Origin of the sequence: Nostoc sp. WHI, from assembly GCF_015714725.1 — a bacterium.
Lineage (GTDB): Bacteria > Cyanobacteriota > Cyanobacteriia > Cyanobacteriales > Nostocaceae > Nostoc.
Window position 1 is genome coordinate 1 of record NZ_WBKM01000360.1, and the last position, 17,796, is coordinate 17,796.

Genomic DNA, 17,796 nt, shown 5'->3' on the forward strand with positions numbered 1-17,796 from the left:
GTGGGGAGTGGGGAGCAGGGAGCAGGGGAGAGTTAAAACTAAATTCATCCACCTTTGATACTCGTTCATCCACCTCAAAGACTCGTTCATCCACCTCAAAGACTCGTTCATCCACCTCAAAGACTCGTTCATCCACCTCAAAGACTCGTTCATCCACCTCAAAGACTCGTTCATCCACCTCAAAGACTCGTTCTTAATGCCCAATGTCTATAGAAAGAATTTGAGAAAAAATTGTCTATTGACGTTTAAAAAATCCTAGCTAGGGGAACACTGAAATTAACCCAAAGCCAGTTTAGGTAATGGCTATGGGTACTGTTTCCCAAGGAAATGTCACCGTGGTATTGTTTCGCAAGCGTACTAGTTTATTAATTACTTCTATTTTGCTGGGGTTGATAGCTCTGCCAAGTTTAGGAATTGTGGCAATGGCCAATCCGGCGATCGCACAAAAAACCTCTGACATTGATTCATCTGATTTACCCCCCGCTTATCCAGCTTCCCCACCGCCGCCGCGAGTAGATCCCTTGCCCAATGAGCGAGGGGTGCAAGAAAATTCGCCAGAAACCGATTATCGTGTCGGTAATTTACTAGAAGATGTGACAGGCAATCTTTGGGTAGGTTCTTGGCGAGGACTATCGCGGATTGATCCAAAAACCGGCAAGATTGTTTCTCGTGTTAGCTTACCAAGTGTTGCCATTGGTGCTTTAGCCCAAGACAAAGTAGGACGCTTGTGGGTAGGAAGTTATGAGGGACTAATCCGAGTTGACCCCCGGACTAGCGAAATAACGGCACAAAATTTATTTTTGCCTTCTAAACGGGTGTTGTCGCTGTTACTTGACAAGCGGGGTTATTTGTGGGTTGGAACTGATAGTGGTTTAGCCCTAATTAGTCCCGACCAAGGCTTGATTATGACAACATTAAAAAATCTGCCTGGTGTTAGCGCCAACGCCCTGACTTTAGATGCTCAAGGTCATCTGTGGGTGGGTACTCTTGATGGATTAGTGCGGGTTAATACTGCTAGCGCTGCAATCATGAAGCGGATCGTCGATTTGCCGGGGACAACTGTACAAGCTTTAGCTATCAGTCCACAAGGGTTAATTTGGGCGGGAATGCCCAATAATTTGCTAGTTATTAACCCAAAAACTGGTGCGGTGTTGAGGTCTGTGACTCGCCTGCGCGGGCGTAACGTGACAGCAATACGTTTTGCTAAAGATGGTAGTGTTTGGGTCGGGACTAACAATGGTTTGTTACGATTAAATCCAAATACAGGAGCTGTTTTAGACTCAGAAGTTGCTGGACTTCCTTCTAGTCGGATTCTTGCCCTTGCACCTGATGTCGGCAATAAATTATGGATCGGCACTAGTGAAGGTCTAGCTTGGTTAATGCCCAAAACGAGCGGTGCAAAACCTCATCTTGCTTTCGGTCGCGCTGTTAAATGATTAGTCATTTGTCCTTTGTCATCTGTTCTTAGCTAATGACTAATGACTAATGACAAAGGACAAAAATCCAAAATCCAAAATCCAAAATCTAAAATCTAAAATTGGCAATGGCAATCACTACCCAGCAATTAATTCAATGGAAACAACAAGGACGTTCAATCGTGGCGTTGACCGCCTGGGATTATACGATCGCTCAACTCCTCGACGCAGCTGGTGTAGACTTAATCCTCGTAGGGGACTCAATGGCAGTAGTTCTAGGGTATGAAACAACACTGCCTATAACTCTAGATGAGATGATATACCATGCCAAATCCGTGCGCCGAGGAGTTAAACGCGCCTTTATGCTTGTTGATTTACCGTTTTTGAGCTACCAAGAAAGTATCCAACAAGCCATACATTCAGCCGGTAGGGTATTGAAAGAGACTGGAGCGCAAGGTGTCAAGTTAGAGGGTGGTTATCCAGAAATGGTGGAAACTGTAGCTCGTTTGGTACAAGCCGGGATTCCAGTCATGGGTCATGTAGGTTTGACACCCCAATCGTTACATCAACTTGGTTTACGACAACAAGGAAAGACGCAAGAAGCGAGTGAAAAGATTTTACTTGAAGCGATCGCCTTAGAACAAGCGGGTGCTTTTGCCATGTTGTTAGAGCATATACCCGCAGATTTGGCAATGCAAATTTCCCAAAAACTGAGTATTCCCACAATTGGTATCGGTGCCGGAATTCACTGCGATGGACAGGTTTTAGTTACCTCAGATGTACTTGGGCTTGCAGAGAAGCATCCACCATTCGCCAAGGTTTACACGAATCTGCGAGAAACGATTACTAAAGCTGTGCAAGATTATGCTGTGGAAGTGCGCGATCGAAAGTTTCCATAATAGTAGAATCTGAATTGAGTCAAAATTTTTATGACTACTACACCTGAAATACTTCCGACGACCTTACCCGACCATACTCAGTTACCTGAGTCAGACGGCAAATTTGTGAAAAATTTTCAAGAACATCCCCAAAGTATTCTGCTCACAGATTCGATTCAACCAGTATTACAGCAACGTCATCCAGAAGGTAATTATTGCGTTGGTGGGATGAGCAGGGAAATTTATTACTCTCTGGTGAAGAAAGAGCAGATTTAGAAAGAGAGCAAAAAGAACAAGCTCAACAACAGTTACAGCAGTCCGAATTATTGTTAGAGCAGGAACGTCAACAAAGGGAATTAGCACAGCAACGTGCAGAACGCTTGGCGCAAAGGCTGAGAGACATGGGTGTAAATCCAGACGAGTAAGCCTTAACTTTGAGAATCTTGCTTTTTTTTATTTGCTTGCTCAATTCGCTGATTTATTTTTGATCGCCGACTTACTTATAGCTAAAATCAATATTAACGTCAGCGCTATATAAACTAGAAATATCAGCGAAAAACCCTATACTTGGAGGTGCAGCAGTGGTACAACAAGTCACACCAGAAACCACCATCGAAATCATCTACCCAGAAAGCGACGGGCAGCCAATGGCAGATAATACAGAACAATTTGCATGGATTGTCAAAATTAAAGAAAACTTAGAAATCCTATTTACATCGCCAGATGATGTATTTATTGCCGGAGATTTGTTTTGGTATCCAGTTAAAGGAAACCCGAATATTAAACAAGCGCCCGACACGATGGTAGTCTTTGGCAGACCAAAAGGAAAACGGAGTTCCTATTTACAATGGAATGAAGATAATATACCCCCACAAGTAGTATTTGAAATTCTATCTCCAGGTAACACTCTCAAAGAAATGAGCAAAAAATTGCAGTTTTACGAGCGTTATGGTGTAGAAGAATATTATATTTACGATCCAGATAAGAATGATTTAAATGGCTTGCTCCGTTCTGAGGATAGTTTTGAAGTCATTGAAGAGATGAATGGCTGGATAAGTCCGCGTTTGGGAATCCGTTTCCAACTAACATCAGATACCCTGGAAATTTTTTCTGCCTCTGGACAAAAGTTTTTGACTACTGTAGAAATTGACCAGTTACGGGAACAGGAACACCAACGCGCAGAACAGGAACACCAACGTGCAGAACAGGAACACCAAGCAAAGGAAGCGGCTTTACAAGAATTAGAAAAAGAGCGCGATCGCTATCAAGAATTGTTAGCTAAACTCAAAGAAAAGGGAATTGATACAGATAATCTGTAATTGCCCAGAGTTAGAGATATATAATTTTCACAACTGATTTAGGACTGCTATAGATACTTAATAATATGGAAATAAAAATTTAACTATGGAACAACAACCGATACAAGTAATTGGAGGTGGACTAGCTGGGACAGAAGCAGCATGGCAAATAGCCCAAGCTGGAGTGCCTGTAATTCTCCATGAAATGCGCCCAAAACGCTTTAGCCCAGCTCATCATACAGAGCATTTGGCAGAATTAGTGTGTAGTAATTCCTTTGGAGCAATGGCAAGCGATCGCGCGGCGGGATTATTGCACGAAGAGTTACGTCAACTGGGTTCTATCGTCATTTCTAAAGCTGATGAACACGCCGTACCTGCTGGTGGGGCGCTAGCCGTCGATAGAGGACAATTTGGCCAAGACTTGACTCAAACTTTAGCACATCATCCTTTAATTGAATTCCGCCGGGGTGAAGTGTCTGCGATTCCTGAAGGAATTGTGGTTTTGGCGACTGGGCCTTTAACCAGCCCTGATTTGGCAGAAGATTTACGCCGCTTTACGGGGATGGAATACCTCAGCTTTTTTGATGCGGCTAGTCCGATTATTGTAGGAGAATCGATTAACCGTGACGTTGCTTTTATGGCATCACGTTATGACAAAGGTGAAGCTGCTTATCTCAACTGCCCAATGAATAAAGAGCAGTATTTGCAGTTTCGGGAAGAACTTTGTAAAGCTGAACAAATAGAACTCAAAGATTTTGAACGGGAAACGGCGAAATTTTTTGAAGCTTGTTTACCAATTGAAGAACTAGCACATCGGGGAGAAGATACCATGCGCTATGGCCCCCTAAAGCCAGTGGGATTGTCAGATACTCGTACAGAAGAACGTCCTTATGCTGTGGTGCAGTTGCGACAAGAAGACAAAGCCGGTCAACTGTGGAACATGGTAGGATTTCAAACTAACCTGCGCTGGGGTGAGCAAAAGCGGATATTTCAGCTAATTCCAAGTTTGGAAAAGGCGGAGTTTGTGCGGCTGGGAGTGATGCACCGCAACACTTTTATTAATGCTCCTCAGTTAATGCATCCGACTCTGCAATTTAAAGAACGTCCGACATTGTTAGCAGCTGGACAGTTAATTGGTACTGAAGGCTACACTGCTGCGGCTGCGGGTGGTTGTTTGGCGGGAATTAATGCAGCGCGGTTAGCTTTAGGTAAAGAAACTTTGATTTTACCTCCAACAACAATGATGGGTGCGTTATTTGAATTTATTAGTTCCGCTTCGCCCAAGCATTTCCAACCAATGCCGCCCAACTTTGGGATTTTTCCCGAACTTGGTGCGAAAATTAAAAGTAAACAAGAGCGTTATGGACATTATCGCGATCGCTCTTTAGCTGACCTAGAAAACTGGAAAGCAAATCATCATTAACAATTCAAAATTCCAAAACTCTTCATCCTCTCTGCGCCTCTGCGTCTCTGCGTGAGATAAATCATCCCACATCGAACGCCGGGATTTAAACCCCAATTATTAACCTGCTTAATAGGTGATATGCCGCAATATTTTGGAAAACTACCCACTACTAACCAACCTTGGACAACTATTAGCAATGTCAAAGCTGTAACTTGGGATAATAACGCGATCAATTTTGACTGCGGCGACTCACGCCTCATCATCAGCGTACTTGCTCCCAATTTAATCCGCGTCCATTTTGCACCAACTGGGGAATTTATGCCGCGCCGCTCTTGGGCAATAACGTTGGATGATGCAGAATGGGCAACAACACCTTTTGCAGTACAGGAAACTGAAGCAACCGTAGAAATTGAAACAGCACAGATTCGTGTGTGCGTTCAGCGAGAAAAGTGTCGCATTGCCTGTTTCGATAAAGCTAATCGTTCCTTTGCCCAAGATGCAGACATGGGTATGGGTTGGCGCATAGGTGCAGTTGCAGGCTGGAAGCAAATTGCAACTGATGAACATTTTTATGGCTTTGGTGAACGTACAGGCTGGCTTGATAAACTCAGCGAGGTAAAAACTAATTGGACAGTTGATGCCTTAGATTATGATGCACTTACTGATGAAATGTACCAAGCCATACCGTTTTTTATGGCTCTGCGTCCAGATGTGGGATATGGCATCTTTTTTAACACCACTTTTTGGAGTCAGTTCGATATCGGTGCTGAACAACCAGGTGTCTGGAAAATGGAAACTCGCGGCGGTGAATTGGATTATTACATGATCTACGGCCCCGAACCTGCCCAAATCCTAGAGACTTACACCCAGCTAACTGGGAGAATGCCATTACCGCCGAAATGGGCGCTTGGTTATCATCAATGTCGCTGGAGTTACGATTCCGAAATTGTTGTGCGGGAACTAGCGCAAGAATTTCGCCAGCGCCGCATTCCCTGCGATGTCATTCATTTAGACATTGATTATATGCAGGGTTATCGGGTGTTTACTTGGAGTAAAGAGCGTTTCTCTAATCCGGCAAAACTCGTTAGTGACTTAGCACAGAATGGTTTTAAAACAGTCACAATTATTGATCCTGGTGTGAAATATGAACCAGAAGCTAATTATCACGTTTTTGACCAAGGAATAGAAAACGACTATTTTGTGCGTAAAGCTGATGGCGAGTTGTTCCACGGCTACGTTTGGCCTGATAAAGCTGTTTTTCCTGACTTTTTACGTCCTGATGTGTGTAATTGGTGGGCTAATTTACACAAAAGCTTGACTGATATTGGTGTGGCAGGAATTTGGAATGATATGAATGAACCTGCTATAGATAGTCGCCCTTTCGGCGATGATGGGGAAAAGATTTGGTTTCCCCTAGATGCACCGCAGGGAGCAGGGGGAGCAGGGGGAGAGGAGGAAAACTTTCAATCCAAAATCCAAAATCTAAAATCTAAAATTGATGTGACTCATGCAGAAGTGCATAATTTGTATGGGTTGATGATGGCTAAAGCTTGTTATGAAGGATTGCAACGGCATCGAGGCGTAGAGCGATCGTTTGTGTTAACGCGATCGGGTTATGCTGGTGTGCAGCGTTGGTCTTCTGTGTGGATGGGGGATAACCAATCGTTGTGGGAGCATTTAGAAATGTCTCTGCCGATGCTTTGCAACATGGGACTTTCGGGTGTGGCGTTTGTGGGTTGCGATATTGGCGGGTTTGCTGGTAACGCCACAGCTGAATTATTTGCTCGGTGGATGCAGGTAGGAATGTTGTACCCATTGATGCGTGGTCATTCGGCAATGTCTACTGCTCGTCATGAACCTTGGGTATTTGGCGATCGCGTTGAAAATATCTGTCGAGAATATATTAATCTCCGTTATCAACTACTTCCCTACATCTATACTCTTTTTTGGGAAGCGGTAACAACAGGTGCACCAATTTTAAGACCATTATTGTACCATTTCCCCAACGATCCGAAAACCTACACTCTTTATGATCAAGTATTGCTAGGTGCGTCGCTGATGGCTGCACCAATTTATCGCCCTGGAATTGAGCATCGATCAGTCTACTTACCCGCCGGCACTTGGTATGATTGGTGGAGTGGCGATCGCTATGAAGGCCCAATTCACATTCTTGCTCATGCACCACTGGAAAGAATGCCACTGTATGTCCGTGGCGGTGCGATCGTTCCCATGCAATCTGTTAAGCAATACGTTGATGAAACTCCACTCGAAGAGATCCGGTTACGGATTTGGCCTGGTAATAACGAATATCAGCTATATGAAGATGATGGACAGACAAAGGAGTATCAAGATAAAAAGTTTTCACTCACAAACATCTGCGTATTTACACAGACAAGCCAAACAGTTGTGGAAATTGAAGCAAGAGTTGGGGAATGGACACCTCCACCGCGTGAAGTGATTGTGGAACTTGTTGGTGCTGGAGAACAACGTTTCCAAGACGATGGTAAGCAACATATTCTGCAATTTTGAAATACTCGCAAAGGTGGTTTTTTCAACCACCATTATTTATTACTCTAAATTGTCTAAGAAAAAATATACACAAGGGTAGATGAAAGGCAAGTCAAGGGGTAACGTAAAATACAAGGAGTAGAAATGATTAACCCGTAAGAAATACGAAAGTTTACTTCTCTAGATAGATGCGGTTAGAGAACACTCCATGTTAAAGATTAACCGCTTGCAACTGCAAGATATATTTAAAATCCCTGCAAATTCTTCAATGGCAAAAGTCGCAAGTGCGATCGCTGTTTTTGTTGGCAGCTTGGTACTAATTGGCTGGTATCTTGGCATTGAAGTTATTAAGGGCGGCTTCCCTGGTAGTCCTGTCACAATGAAAGTTAACACAGCGCTGTGTTTTGTGCTGTGCGGTGTGTCGCTGTGGCTATTTTTGAAAGGGAAAGAGGATTCAGGGGAAAACAATTCAAAATTATTCCCCCACTTCCCCGCTCTGCTAATTTCTAAGGTCTGTGCAATAGCAGTTACTACAATTGCTGCGCTCACATTCTGTCAATATCTGTTTGGCTGGAATCTTGGTATTGACGAGCTGCTATTGCCTGACTCACCAATCAGTTTGGCGACATCGCATCCGGGGCGAATGGGGATAAACACAGCACTGAACTTTATGCTGGTCAGTGTCGCCTTACAGATTTTGATTCATTCAAAAACCCACCGCAGTTATTGGTATGCCCAGATTATCGCTCTGATCGCTACTTTGATTTCCTTTCAAGCGCTCATGGGCTATGCTTACAAAGTAAAAGTTCTTTATGGACTTGCCCCTCATACAACATCAATGGCGTTACATACAGGGGTGTTGTTCAGCTTACTAAGTATAGGGATTCTGTGGGCGCGGGCAGAACAGGGGTTAATGAGGATAGTTACAAGTGATACTTACGGCGGCTTACTTGCACGTCGTTTGTTGGTTGCTGCGATCGCAGTACCTTTTATAATTGGGTGGATAATTGTTGAAGGTCAACGGGCTGGACAATACGATCCGGCGTTTGCATTATCGGTGTTTGCCATCGTCCTGATTGTAATTTTTACTATTTTGATTTGGCAAAGTGCGGCAGTTATTGAACGCCTCAGCCATCAACGCGACTTCGCCCAAGAAGCACTGAGAACCTACGAAGATAAACTGGGGAGTTTAGTAGATGCGAACGTCATCGGTATTCTCTTTGGCGACGTGTATGGCGGTATCCAGCAGGCAAACGACGAATTTCTGAGGATGATTGGTTATACGCGGGAGGATCTGTTAACAGGCAAGATAAGTTGGAGAAATATCACACCACTAGAGCATCTATACTTAGATGAACGAAGTATCGCCGAAGCCCAAGGAAACACCAACGCTGCTTGTACGCCCTACGAGAAAGAATACATTCGCAAGGATGGGAAGCGCATCACAGTTTTAATTGGTTACGTGCTGCTGGGAGAAAAACGGGAAGAGTCAGTAGCCTTTATCCTCGACTTGAGCGAACGCAAGCAAGCAGAAGCAGAACAACAAAAATTAGTATCCCTGGTAGAAAATAGCTCTGACTTTATCGGCATCGCCACCCTTGAGGGTGAATTAATCTACATCAACGATGCGGGTAAAAAGCTGGTAGGGCTAGCTAACCTTGACGAGGTGAGGCAAAAATCAGTATTAGATTACCTAATGCCCAAAGACAAAGCCTATTTTCAAGAATATATAGTGCCGAATGTGCGATCGCAAGGACACTGGCAGGGAGAATTCTGCTTTTGCCACCTCCAAACGAATCAACCGATACCAGTTGATTGCAACATCTTCACTGTTACAGATAACAACACAGGTCAGCCAATTGCCTTAGCAACTGTGACTCGCAACATCAGCGAGCAAAAGCAGTCCAAGGAAAAAATCTTACAACTAAATAAGGATTTACAGCGCCGCATCACTGAGTTACAAACTTTGTTGGAGGTAATTCCCATTGGAATTGGCATTGCCGAAGATTCAGAATGCCAAAATATCAAGGTCAACTCTGCTTTTGCCAAGCAGTTGGGGATATCGCCAGATACAAATGCCTCCCTCAGCGCTTCTTTAGACGAAAGACCAACAAGCTTTAAAATCTACCGCGAGGGTAGGGAACTGTCAGCAGAAGAACTCCCAATGCAGTACTCTGTTGCTCATGGTGTTGAAGTTCTGGATTTTGAAGTCGATATAGTACATGAAAATGGAAAAATTGTCAATTTGTTGGAATCCGTTGCACCTCTGTTTGACGAAGAGGGTAAAACTAGAGGAAGCGTTGGTGCATTTTTAGATATTACGGAGCGTAAACAGGCAGAAGAAGTACTCCTAAATCAGCATAAATGGCTGGAGGATGTCTTAAATCTGATGCCAAGACCATTGCTGTTTATCGAACCAGGAACGGCGCGGGTAACTTTTGCCAATCGTTCTGCTAACGAATTAGCTGGGGGCGAATTTCCCAAAGGTGTACCAGCCGCAGATTATCACACAGTTTACCATTACACAGATGCGGCTGGCGATCGCATTCCCAATGACCAAATGCCCGGAGTACGGGTTGCCCTTGGCGAACGCCTGAATGGATTGGAGGTGGACTGGCACACCCCCACTGGTGTGCGGTCTCTACTGATATTTGCTGATACTCTGCCTGCAATGCACGGTCATCCGGCTACCTGTATTTTGGTATTCCAAGAAATCAGCAACCTCAAGCAGGTAGAAAAAGCCCTTTCGTTAGGTTACAAAAGGCTAAAGCTACTATTTGACACAGCTAACGATCTACTATCGAGCCAGCAACCAGTAGTATTAATCGATAGCGTCTACCAAAAACTCTCACAGCAAATTGATTTAGATGTTTACTTTAACTATTTAGTTGAAGATAACTCTCAGGTAATGCGGCTAGAGTCTTACAGTGGCATTTCTCAGGAAATAGCAAAGGAAATTGAATGTTTGGCATTTGGTGAAGCGGTTTGTGTTACTGTAGCCCAGGAGCCTTGTGCAATAGCTGTAGAGAATGTGCAGCAATCAACTGAAGAGAAAACAGAATTGATTCGCTCTTTAGGCATTACTGCTTATTATGCATACCCATTGATCGCCCAAGGACGACTGTTAGGTACTCTTTCTTTTGGCAGCCGTGCTCTATTAAGCTTCACCGAAAATCAAAAGGGGATGATGCAAGCAGTATGCGGCCAAATAGCGATCGCAATGGAACGAGCTAGTTTAATTGCTTCTTTGCAGCAGCAAACCGAGCAGTTGCAAGAAGCCAACCACATGAAGGATGAGTTTCTAGGGGTATTGTCCCACGAATTGCGATCGCCCCTCAATGCCATCCTTGGCTGGGCACAATTACTGCAACGAAGCAAGCTCAGTGCAACCCAAATCGCTAGGGCTACGGAGACAATTGAGCGCAATGCAAAAGCACAAACTCAGCTAATTGAAGACTTGCTGGATATATCGCGGATGATGAGAGGCAAGTTACGCCTCAATGTCCATACTTGCAATTTGGTTCCGATGATTAATTCAGCGATTGAGACTGTCAGTTTAGCTGCCCAATCTAAGGAAATCGATTTGAGGTTTTCCCTTGTTCCTTCAGGAGAAAGGCGAAATGCGCTACCGGGGATACTCCCCGTGGACACTTTCGCGCAAAATTTAGATTTGGGATTAGGAATCAATAACGAAAATCTAGAATCAAGAGAAGTACAATTTCAAACCAGTCAACATTCAGACGACAGCAAACTTGGCGAAAATTCTCAATTCTTAGTTTCCGGGGATTTTGATCGTTTACAGCAAATCATCTGGAATCTGCTATCCAATGCCATTAAATTCACACCCACAGGAGGACGGGTAGAGGTGCAATTGTCAGTAGTTACTGCCCAAGAAAAACAACAGACAACGGACAAATATGCCCAAATTCAGGTGATTGATACAGGCATTGGTATCAATCCTGACTTCCTCCCTTACGTTTTTGACCGCTTTCGTCAAGCTGATAGTTCTAGCACTAGATCCTATGGTGGATTAGGACTAGGATTAGCGATCGTGCGTCATTTAGTAGAATTACATGGCGGTACTGTCCAAGTAGCTAGTCAGGGTGAAAAGCAAGGAGCGACATTCACAGTCAAACTACCACTTTTGAAGAGTCCCACCTATATGCCTCCCGCCTTCTCCTCTTCTCCTCCCTCCCCCCCCTCTCTCCTGGGCGTGCGCGTGCTGGTTGTAGATGACCAAGCCGATAGCCGTGAATTCATCACCACAGTCCTCGAACTGTACCAAGCCGAAGTTCAGACAGTAGCATCAGTTCAAGAAGCATTGCAGATAATTCCACAGTGGAAACCAGATGTTTTAGTCAGCGACATCGGTATGCCCCAAGAGGATGGTTACTCTTTGATCCGCAAATTGCGATCGCAACCACCAGAATTAGGGGGAAATATTCCAGCAGCAGCGTTGACAGCTTATGCCAAAGCAGAGGATCGAATGCGAGCCATACAAGAAGGTTATCAGCTGCATTTACCTAAACCTATTGAGCCAGCTGAGTTAGCTACAGTAGTCGCTAGCCTCGTTAGACGCACTTGAGAAAATGGGGCATTGGGCACTTGTACTGAGCGAAGCCGAAGTATTGGGCATTGCCCTATCAAAATTTATTCAAAATTCCAAGTTCTTCCCAATTACCAAGAAGCAGTTTCATTTCTTTACAATTTAGCGTAGTTGGTGAATACTTGCATTGTCAAAATATTCATTATATGTATATTTTTTTATTTCAATCCAAATAATGATTGTGTATTGGGGCGATCGCTACTTAGTATAAGTGGCTTCAGTACAAGAACATTATTTGAAGCGTATTGAAAGCGGCTTCCGAAATAGGCAATTTCAGAGTTGTATTTAAATCATGTAACCTTAGCTAACTAAGCTAGCCTACATCAACTGTAACTTGGTATTTTCAGTAATTAACGTTAAAAATAATACTTTTGTTTACCTTAGTCAGCCTGATTGGTCTCTAGTATTCTCCCGTCGGGTTCATATTCCAACTCCGATGAATCTAACAAATCAGCAGTATTTTATACATGATGAAACCTCAGATGATTCCTCTAACCAAGACATTAATCAAAACAGTAATTGAACCACAATATCTAGATAGTATTAACTTACATGACTCAAAGCGATCTGATTTTTTTCAAGAAGTAATTGAAGGCTTAGAAGATGGTATATTAATTTTAACTGAGACTGGTCAAAAAGTTCATGCGAATGCATCTGCTCATCGGCTGTGTTGTCAATTCAATCAAGGCAATTTCAACCAAAATTTTGTACCGCCAGCCATCTGGAATGTTTGTAAATCGTTACTCAACAGTCGGTATTTGTTTCCTGATAAACTCATCATTCTGTCGGATGAGATTGTCCTTGACAAGTCAAATGTTTTTCGGATTAGAGTGAGACTGCTAGATTTAGATAGGTTTGAAATGCCTTGCTTATTAGTAACCATAGAAAATCAATATGATTCTCTGAAAAATGTAGCACTCACCGAAGTAAAAAAATTTGACCTGACGCCGCGAGAAGCTGAAATTTGGTTTCTCTATAGAAGCAACTACAGCTACAAAGAAATTGCCACTAAGCTTTATATCACCATAAACACAGTGAAGAAGCACATGAAAAATATTCACACCAAGCGACAAGCAAGCATATCTTGTAACTGAATACTATTATCACAATTAGAAGTGATTTTTCAAACGTAATATCATATCCGACTTAATACTTAGATTATTAGTCATTAACCCAGTATCCACAAACAATTATTTCATCAATCAATACGGAGAGTGTTTAGTAGAAAAGCAGTACTAGCCCTCGGTTTCATGCGGGGGTGGTTATTATTAAACAAGTTTTAACTATTAAGGCTCAGGAGTTTTTTGCAGGCGTAATAAGGTATTGTAAACCTGCCGTTTTAAGATATTGTTATTTTGTAGTTCTATAGTAATTTTGTTGAACTGATCAAAGGTTAAACCATTATCTTCGACAATTTTTTGAGCGCGGGTACAATAATTAACTGCGATGTTTTGAGCCTTCTTTGGAAGACCATTGATACTATTAGAATCGTTACAAACAATCTTGGGAATTTCTCCGTTACCAATAAGTTTTTTAATTTCTTCAAAAGCATTTTGACGTGCCGGCTCCATTGCTAGCACAGCTTGAGCGTAGTTGTTGATTTCAGTATTGTTAACTATTGGTGGTGGAGTTTGAGCGTCAGCTTTTGAACTCGATGAAAAAGTATTGCAAATTACGCCAGCAGTGGCTATAACGCCGAAAAACAATGATTGGCAAAGAATTCGCCTTCGGCTAGGTCGGTAGACTAAATCGGAAATTTTCTTCATATAGTAGATAACACAGAACGACATCAGGGATATTATTAAGTACTTTGAATTATTTTTTGAGGTGGAAGTTCCAGCAACTGGTCAATATATCAAGCCTTTGTATTGATTGTTAATTTCCTTGGCATACTTGACAAAGTTCGATTACTTTAGTCTGGAGTACTGACATTTCCGATGCTCCTTGTTTGAGGCTGACTTCTAACTCTAGTAGTAGGGGTAAGCAAGAGATTAACTGTTGCACAGTAAGAAGCTTGGTTTCTTGCTGTAAAAAATAGATCCTTTTAGGGTTACCTATATCAGCAGCTTGAGCGATCGCTTGTTGATTTCGTTCCCCACTTTCCATCATAATCTTGACCCATAGCCACGTGCGAAATTGTCCAATTAGTGTGGCAACTATCCGTAATCCCGGCTCGGAAGCATTGATCAGATCCGCTAAGGTTGTCAAAGCTTTAGCTGTGTCTGCTGTTCTAATTGCTGCTGCTAATTGTAAACTATTTTGAGTAGTATTTCTTACTAACTTAGTAACAGTATCTACGTCTAAAGGCTTGTTTTTCCCTTGAGCATATAGCTGCAATTTCTCTAACTCATTGTAGAGGAGCCGTGTATCATTCCCTACGGATTCTGCTAACAAGTGGGAAGCATTGGCACTCAGTTTAACGCCCACAGCCTGAGCTGCTTGATTAACAGATTGCACCAGCAATTCTGTCTTCCAGGGGGGAATGAGGGGAAATTCTCGGAACTCGGTAGCAAATTGTTTTAACAATTTTGTGGATTTGAGACGTTCATCTGGTTTGTTACGGCTGGTGAGCAATAAAAATGAGTTTTCAGGAATTACTGATAGCGATCGCCCCAATTCTGCTAACACATTCTCTGGACAGTGCTGGCAGAGGGTAGTATTTATCAGCCATACCAAGCGCCCACCAGCGCCAAAAGCTGGTGTCATGACTTGATTTAAACCCTGGATCACAGCATCGGCTTGATCTGGGGGGAATGAAGTGTAGTTAAAACTAATCCATTGGGAATCAAGGACGCGATCGCGCAGCATAGCGATCGCTTTTTCTATAGCAAAATCATCTTCACCCCAGTAAACATGGATTGGCATAGATAAACCTCTTACTGGAACATTGGCATAGGGCATGGGGCATTGGTGAAGAATTAATATTTATAACTCCTAACTCCTAACTCCTAACTCCCCACTCCCCACTCCCCCATCCCTCAATCATCACACCCAAAAACTAAATACTTTTTAAATCATTCTGTCAATCTGAGTAATTTTCCCTAAAATCTATCAAGTGAGAGAATGAGGCTATGAAGATTGGACGACAACTATCAAACTTACTTAAATCGGTTAGCACGACTGACGCTGCCAGAAGCCTACAGATTCCAAGTCCAGCATATTCAGGAATCTTCTAAATTTCAGCCACATTCTGGGTTGAGACAAGCAGCGTCCTTTCCTGGCTATAGCCTAATTACCCCGCCAGCAGAAGAAGAATCACAAAACTCTGCTTTCTATGCCAAATTACAGGCTTACCAACAGGAACTTTTGCAGTTGCCTGTAAACTGTGATTTGATTGTGCCTCTACCTCCTGCTAGCTTCCATCTGACTTTAGCAGATTTAATTTGGGACAGTGCTTACCTTGACACCTGCGAAAAAAATCCCAAATTTGACGAGGAGTTACAGTCTTGTTTAGCCGAAGTGTTTCAGCAATATCAACAAATGATGACAGACAGGACTCATCCTATTCAATGGCAAATGCTGGGACTGATACTGATGCCAAGATCTATAGCCGTTTGTTTAGTACCCCAAGATGAACGCTGCTACGAGGAAATTATTAAATTTCGCCGAACAATTTATCAAAGCCCCAAGTTAATTGCCTTGGGTATTGAGCAGCATTATCACTTGACAGCCCACATTACATTAGCCTATTTTGGGGAGGTTTCATCTGACTTAGACCGCACAAGCTTCAGCACGATGCTTTCTCAGTTAAATCAACAGTGGCTGTTGAATTTGCCAGAATTTTTGATTAATCGTGTCGAATTACGAAAGTTTGATGACATGACCCGCTATTATCGTGAAGCGGACTGGCCGAGTTTAAATTTTTAAGTAACTAATGAGTTAGTAGTTAGTGGTTTCCATTCAATAACTACTAACTACCGATTATTAGTATTGCTCAAATTAACATTTATGCCGTAAATTTGACGCAGAAATGGAGGAATACTATAAACAAACAACTTGCTTTCAGGAGATTGATTTTTATGACATATATCTCCCCAAAAAACCTCACATTTGAAGATTTTCTCTCCCAATACCGAGACAATCCCCGCTATGAACTAGCAGATGGAGAACTAATTGACATGGAACCCACTGGCCCGCATGAAACGGTGAGTGGCAAACTCGCAACCCAAATTGGGATCTACCTTGTTGCAGAACAACTCCCCTGGTTTATTCCTCGCACTTGTTTAATTTACCCCTTTGCGGGTACAGCTACAGCTCGTCGTCCTGATGTCGTGGTTCTCGATGAAACCGTTCTCGACCGTGAACCCCTTTGGGAGCGAGAACCTGTAATTACTCTTGGACGCTCAATTAAGCTAGTGGTGGAAGTCGTTAGCACCAACTGGGAAACCGACTATGCGCGGAAAATTGAGGAATATGCACTCTTAGGCATCCCTGAATATTGGATTGTGGATTATCGGGGATTGGGCGGCGTGGCATTTATTGGTAAACCCAAACAACCTACTTTCACCGTTTGTCAACTAGTTGAAGACACTTATACTCAACAACAATATCGACTCAACCAATTGATTAACTCGCCGCTTTTGCCTCGTCTTCAACTTCGCTTAGATGACATTCTGCCTCGTTAAGTGTAGAAAAAGAGTGAGAAGCGATCGCCTAATTCTCACCCAATTTTAGGAATGCGATCGCCTTTACGAGAGTATGAATTTTTATTTGTATCCTTGTCTGTACTTTTATAAATTTTTTAAGTTGTTTAGATGCAGCATTAGAAAATTCAATTTTATACTTATTCACTGGCTAATTCTTGTTTGACTTGATCCTAAGGAATAGTGCCATTTTTCTTAATATCTTCCCGTCCTTCATGTAAAGCTTTAATATCTTCAAAGTGCGATCGCCTGTAGTAAAGTATTAGATGCGATCGCCTGCTTTAAACCTATCACCAGAAGTGCGATCGCCTTTACAAAAGTGTGAATATTCAAGGATTTTGCTAAAGCCAGCATACCTGCTCTATACAGAGAATATTTTACGAAATATCTAGACTATGTGTCAATACGGTTCAGTTAAGGCTCGAATAGCTATAAAATAGGCATTGTTTCCAAAAATGGAAATCAAGCACAGTGCATCTCAAAGAATTCTCATTAGTGTCTCCCAAGATACAAAGTACGGAGATATTCAAAGCGATAGAGGTCGCTATCCCAGTAAGTTCAATCGAACAAGCGATCGCTAAAACTAAAGTAGAAGAGGAACGCCATCGTTCGTTACCAGCACATCTAGTCATTTGTCTAATAATAGCAATGAGCCTGTGGTCGAGAGATTCAATGCGAGATGTACTAAAAAATCTCATTGATGGTCTTTCAGAGGCATGGGTAAAAGTTGGTAAATATTGGCGTATCCCGTGTAAATCAGCTATTACCCAAGCCAGACAGCGACTAGGTGCGGGGGTAATGACGCAATTGTTTCATCGCTTGGTGCGACCAATGGCAAACAGCGAAACAATTGGAGGTTTTATAAACGGGCTACGAATTGACGGGAATTGATGGAACTTGCTTAGATATCCCAGATAGTGATGAAAATGCAAGGGTTTTTGGTCGGGAAAGGTAGTCGTCCTGGTACACGAGCAGCATTTCCCAAAGTTAGATTAGTTATTTTAGTAGAGGCAGGGACACATTTAATTTTTGATGCATTAATG

Annotated in this window: 12 protein-coding genes and 2 pseudogenes; 12 read left to right on the forward strand and 2 right to left on the reverse strand. The window is 42.7% G+C overall.

Annotation, left to right across the window (positions count from 1 at the left end; translation table 11 throughout):
* Nucleotides 1–299: 299 nt before the first annotated feature.
* From F8S12_RS37070 to F8S12_RS37110, 9 genes and pseudogenes are all read left to right on the forward strand, one after another.
* Nucleotides 300–1,436 carry a ligand-binding sensor domain-containing protein gene (locus F8S12_RS37070; protein WP_196521323.1) on the forward strand — a complete coding sequence of 379 codons (1,137 nt, stop codon included), beginning with the start codon at nucleotides 300–302 and terminating at the stop codon, nucleotides 1,434–1,436.
* Nucleotides 1,437–1,543: 107 nt separating this feature from the next.
* Nucleotides 1,544–2,314, forward strand: a complete 771-nt coding sequence (gene panB / locus F8S12_RS37075; RefSeq protein ID WP_196521324.1) for a 3-methyl-2-oxobutanoate hydroxymethyltransferase — start codon at nucleotides 1,544–1,546, stop codon at nucleotides 2,312–2,314.
* 30 nt (nucleotides 2,315–2,344) lie between these two features.
* Nucleotides 2,345–2,518 (forward strand): annotated as a pseudogene (locus F8S12_RS37080) (Uma2 family endonuclease); the annotation flags it as partial.
* Nucleotides 2,509–2,718 (forward strand): hypothetical protein, encoded by a 210-nt coding sequence (locus F8S12_RS37085; RefSeq protein ID WP_196521325.1) that lies wholly within the window; start codon nucleotides 2,509–2,511, stop codon nucleotides 2,716–2,718. The pseudogene F8S12_RS37080 and the gene F8S12_RS37085, both read left to right, overlap by 10 nt.
* Nucleotides 2,719–2,874: 156 nt before the next feature.
* Entirely contained in the window at nucleotides 2,875–3,612 is a 738-nt protein-coding gene (locus F8S12_RS37090; protein WP_196521326.1) for a Uma2 family endonuclease, read from the forward strand.
* A gap of 85 nt (nucleotides 3,613–3,697) precedes the next feature.
* Nucleotides 3,698–5,014 carry an FADH(2)-oxidizing methylenetetrahydrofolate--tRNA-(uracil(54)-C(5))-methyltransferase TrmFO gene (trmFO, locus tag F8S12_RS37095; RefSeq protein WP_196521327.1) on the forward strand — a complete coding sequence of 439 codons (1,317 nt, stop codon included), beginning with the start codon at nucleotides 3,698–3,700 and terminating at the stop codon, nucleotides 5,012–5,014.
* A gap of 120 nt (nucleotides 5,015–5,134) precedes the next feature.
* Nucleotides 5,135–7,525 (forward strand): glycoside hydrolase family 31 protein, encoded by a 2,391-nt coding sequence (locus F8S12_RS37100; RefSeq protein WP_196521328.1) that lies wholly within the window; start codon nucleotides 5,135–5,137, stop codon nucleotides 7,523–7,525.
* Nucleotides 7,526–7,712: 187 nt separating this feature from the next.
* Nucleotides 7,713–12,089 (forward strand): ATP-binding protein, encoded by a 4,377-nt coding sequence (locus tag F8S12_RS37105; protein WP_196521329.1) that lies wholly within the window; start codon nucleotides 7,713–7,715, stop codon nucleotides 12,087–12,089.
* Nucleotides 12,090–12,592: 503 nt separating this feature from the next.
* A complete protein-coding gene (locus tag F8S12_RS37110) occupies nucleotides 12,593–13,204 on the forward strand; it encodes a helix-turn-helix transcriptional regulator (RefSeq protein WP_196521333.1) in 612 nt (203 codons plus the stop codon).
* Between the two features lie 192 nt (nucleotides 13,205–13,396).
* Here F8S12_RS37110 and F8S12_RS37115 read toward each other — a convergent pair whose 3' ends face one another.
* Complete coding sequence (locus F8S12_RS37115; protein ID WP_196521330.1) at nucleotides 13,397–13,876, reverse strand: DUF4168 domain-containing protein; 480 nt, start codon at nucleotides 13,874–13,876, stop codon at nucleotides 13,397–13,399.
* A 109-nt stretch (nucleotides 13,877–13,985) separates the two neighbouring features.
* Nucleotides 13,986–14,975, reverse strand: coding sequence for a DNA polymerase III subunit delta (gene holA / locus F8S12_RS37120; RefSeq protein ID WP_196521334.1), 990 nt, complete (start codon nucleotides 14,973–14,975; stop codon nucleotides 13,986–13,988).
* A gap of 213 nt (nucleotides 14,976–15,188) precedes the next feature.
* On the opposite strand from holA, the gene F8S12_RS37125 reads away from it, so the two are divergent.
* The 3 genes and pseudogenes from F8S12_RS37125 to F8S12_RS37135 all read left to right on the forward strand — a co-directional run.
* Complete coding sequence (locus F8S12_RS37125; protein WP_196521331.1) at nucleotides 15,189–15,977, forward strand: DUF1868 domain-containing protein; 789 nt, start codon at nucleotides 15,189–15,191, stop codon at nucleotides 15,975–15,977.
* 152 nt (nucleotides 15,978–16,129) lie between these two features.
* The gene (locus F8S12_RS37130) at nucleotides 16,130–16,735 is read left to right on the forward strand and encodes a Uma2 family endonuclease (protein WP_196521332.1); all 606 of its coding nucleotides are present in this window, start codon (nucleotides 16,130–16,132) and stop codon (nucleotides 16,733–16,735) included.
* 579 nt (nucleotides 16,736–17,314) lie between these two features.
* Nucleotides 17,315–17,796, forward strand: a pseudogene (locus tag F8S12_RS37135) (transposase domain-containing protein); the annotation flags it as partial.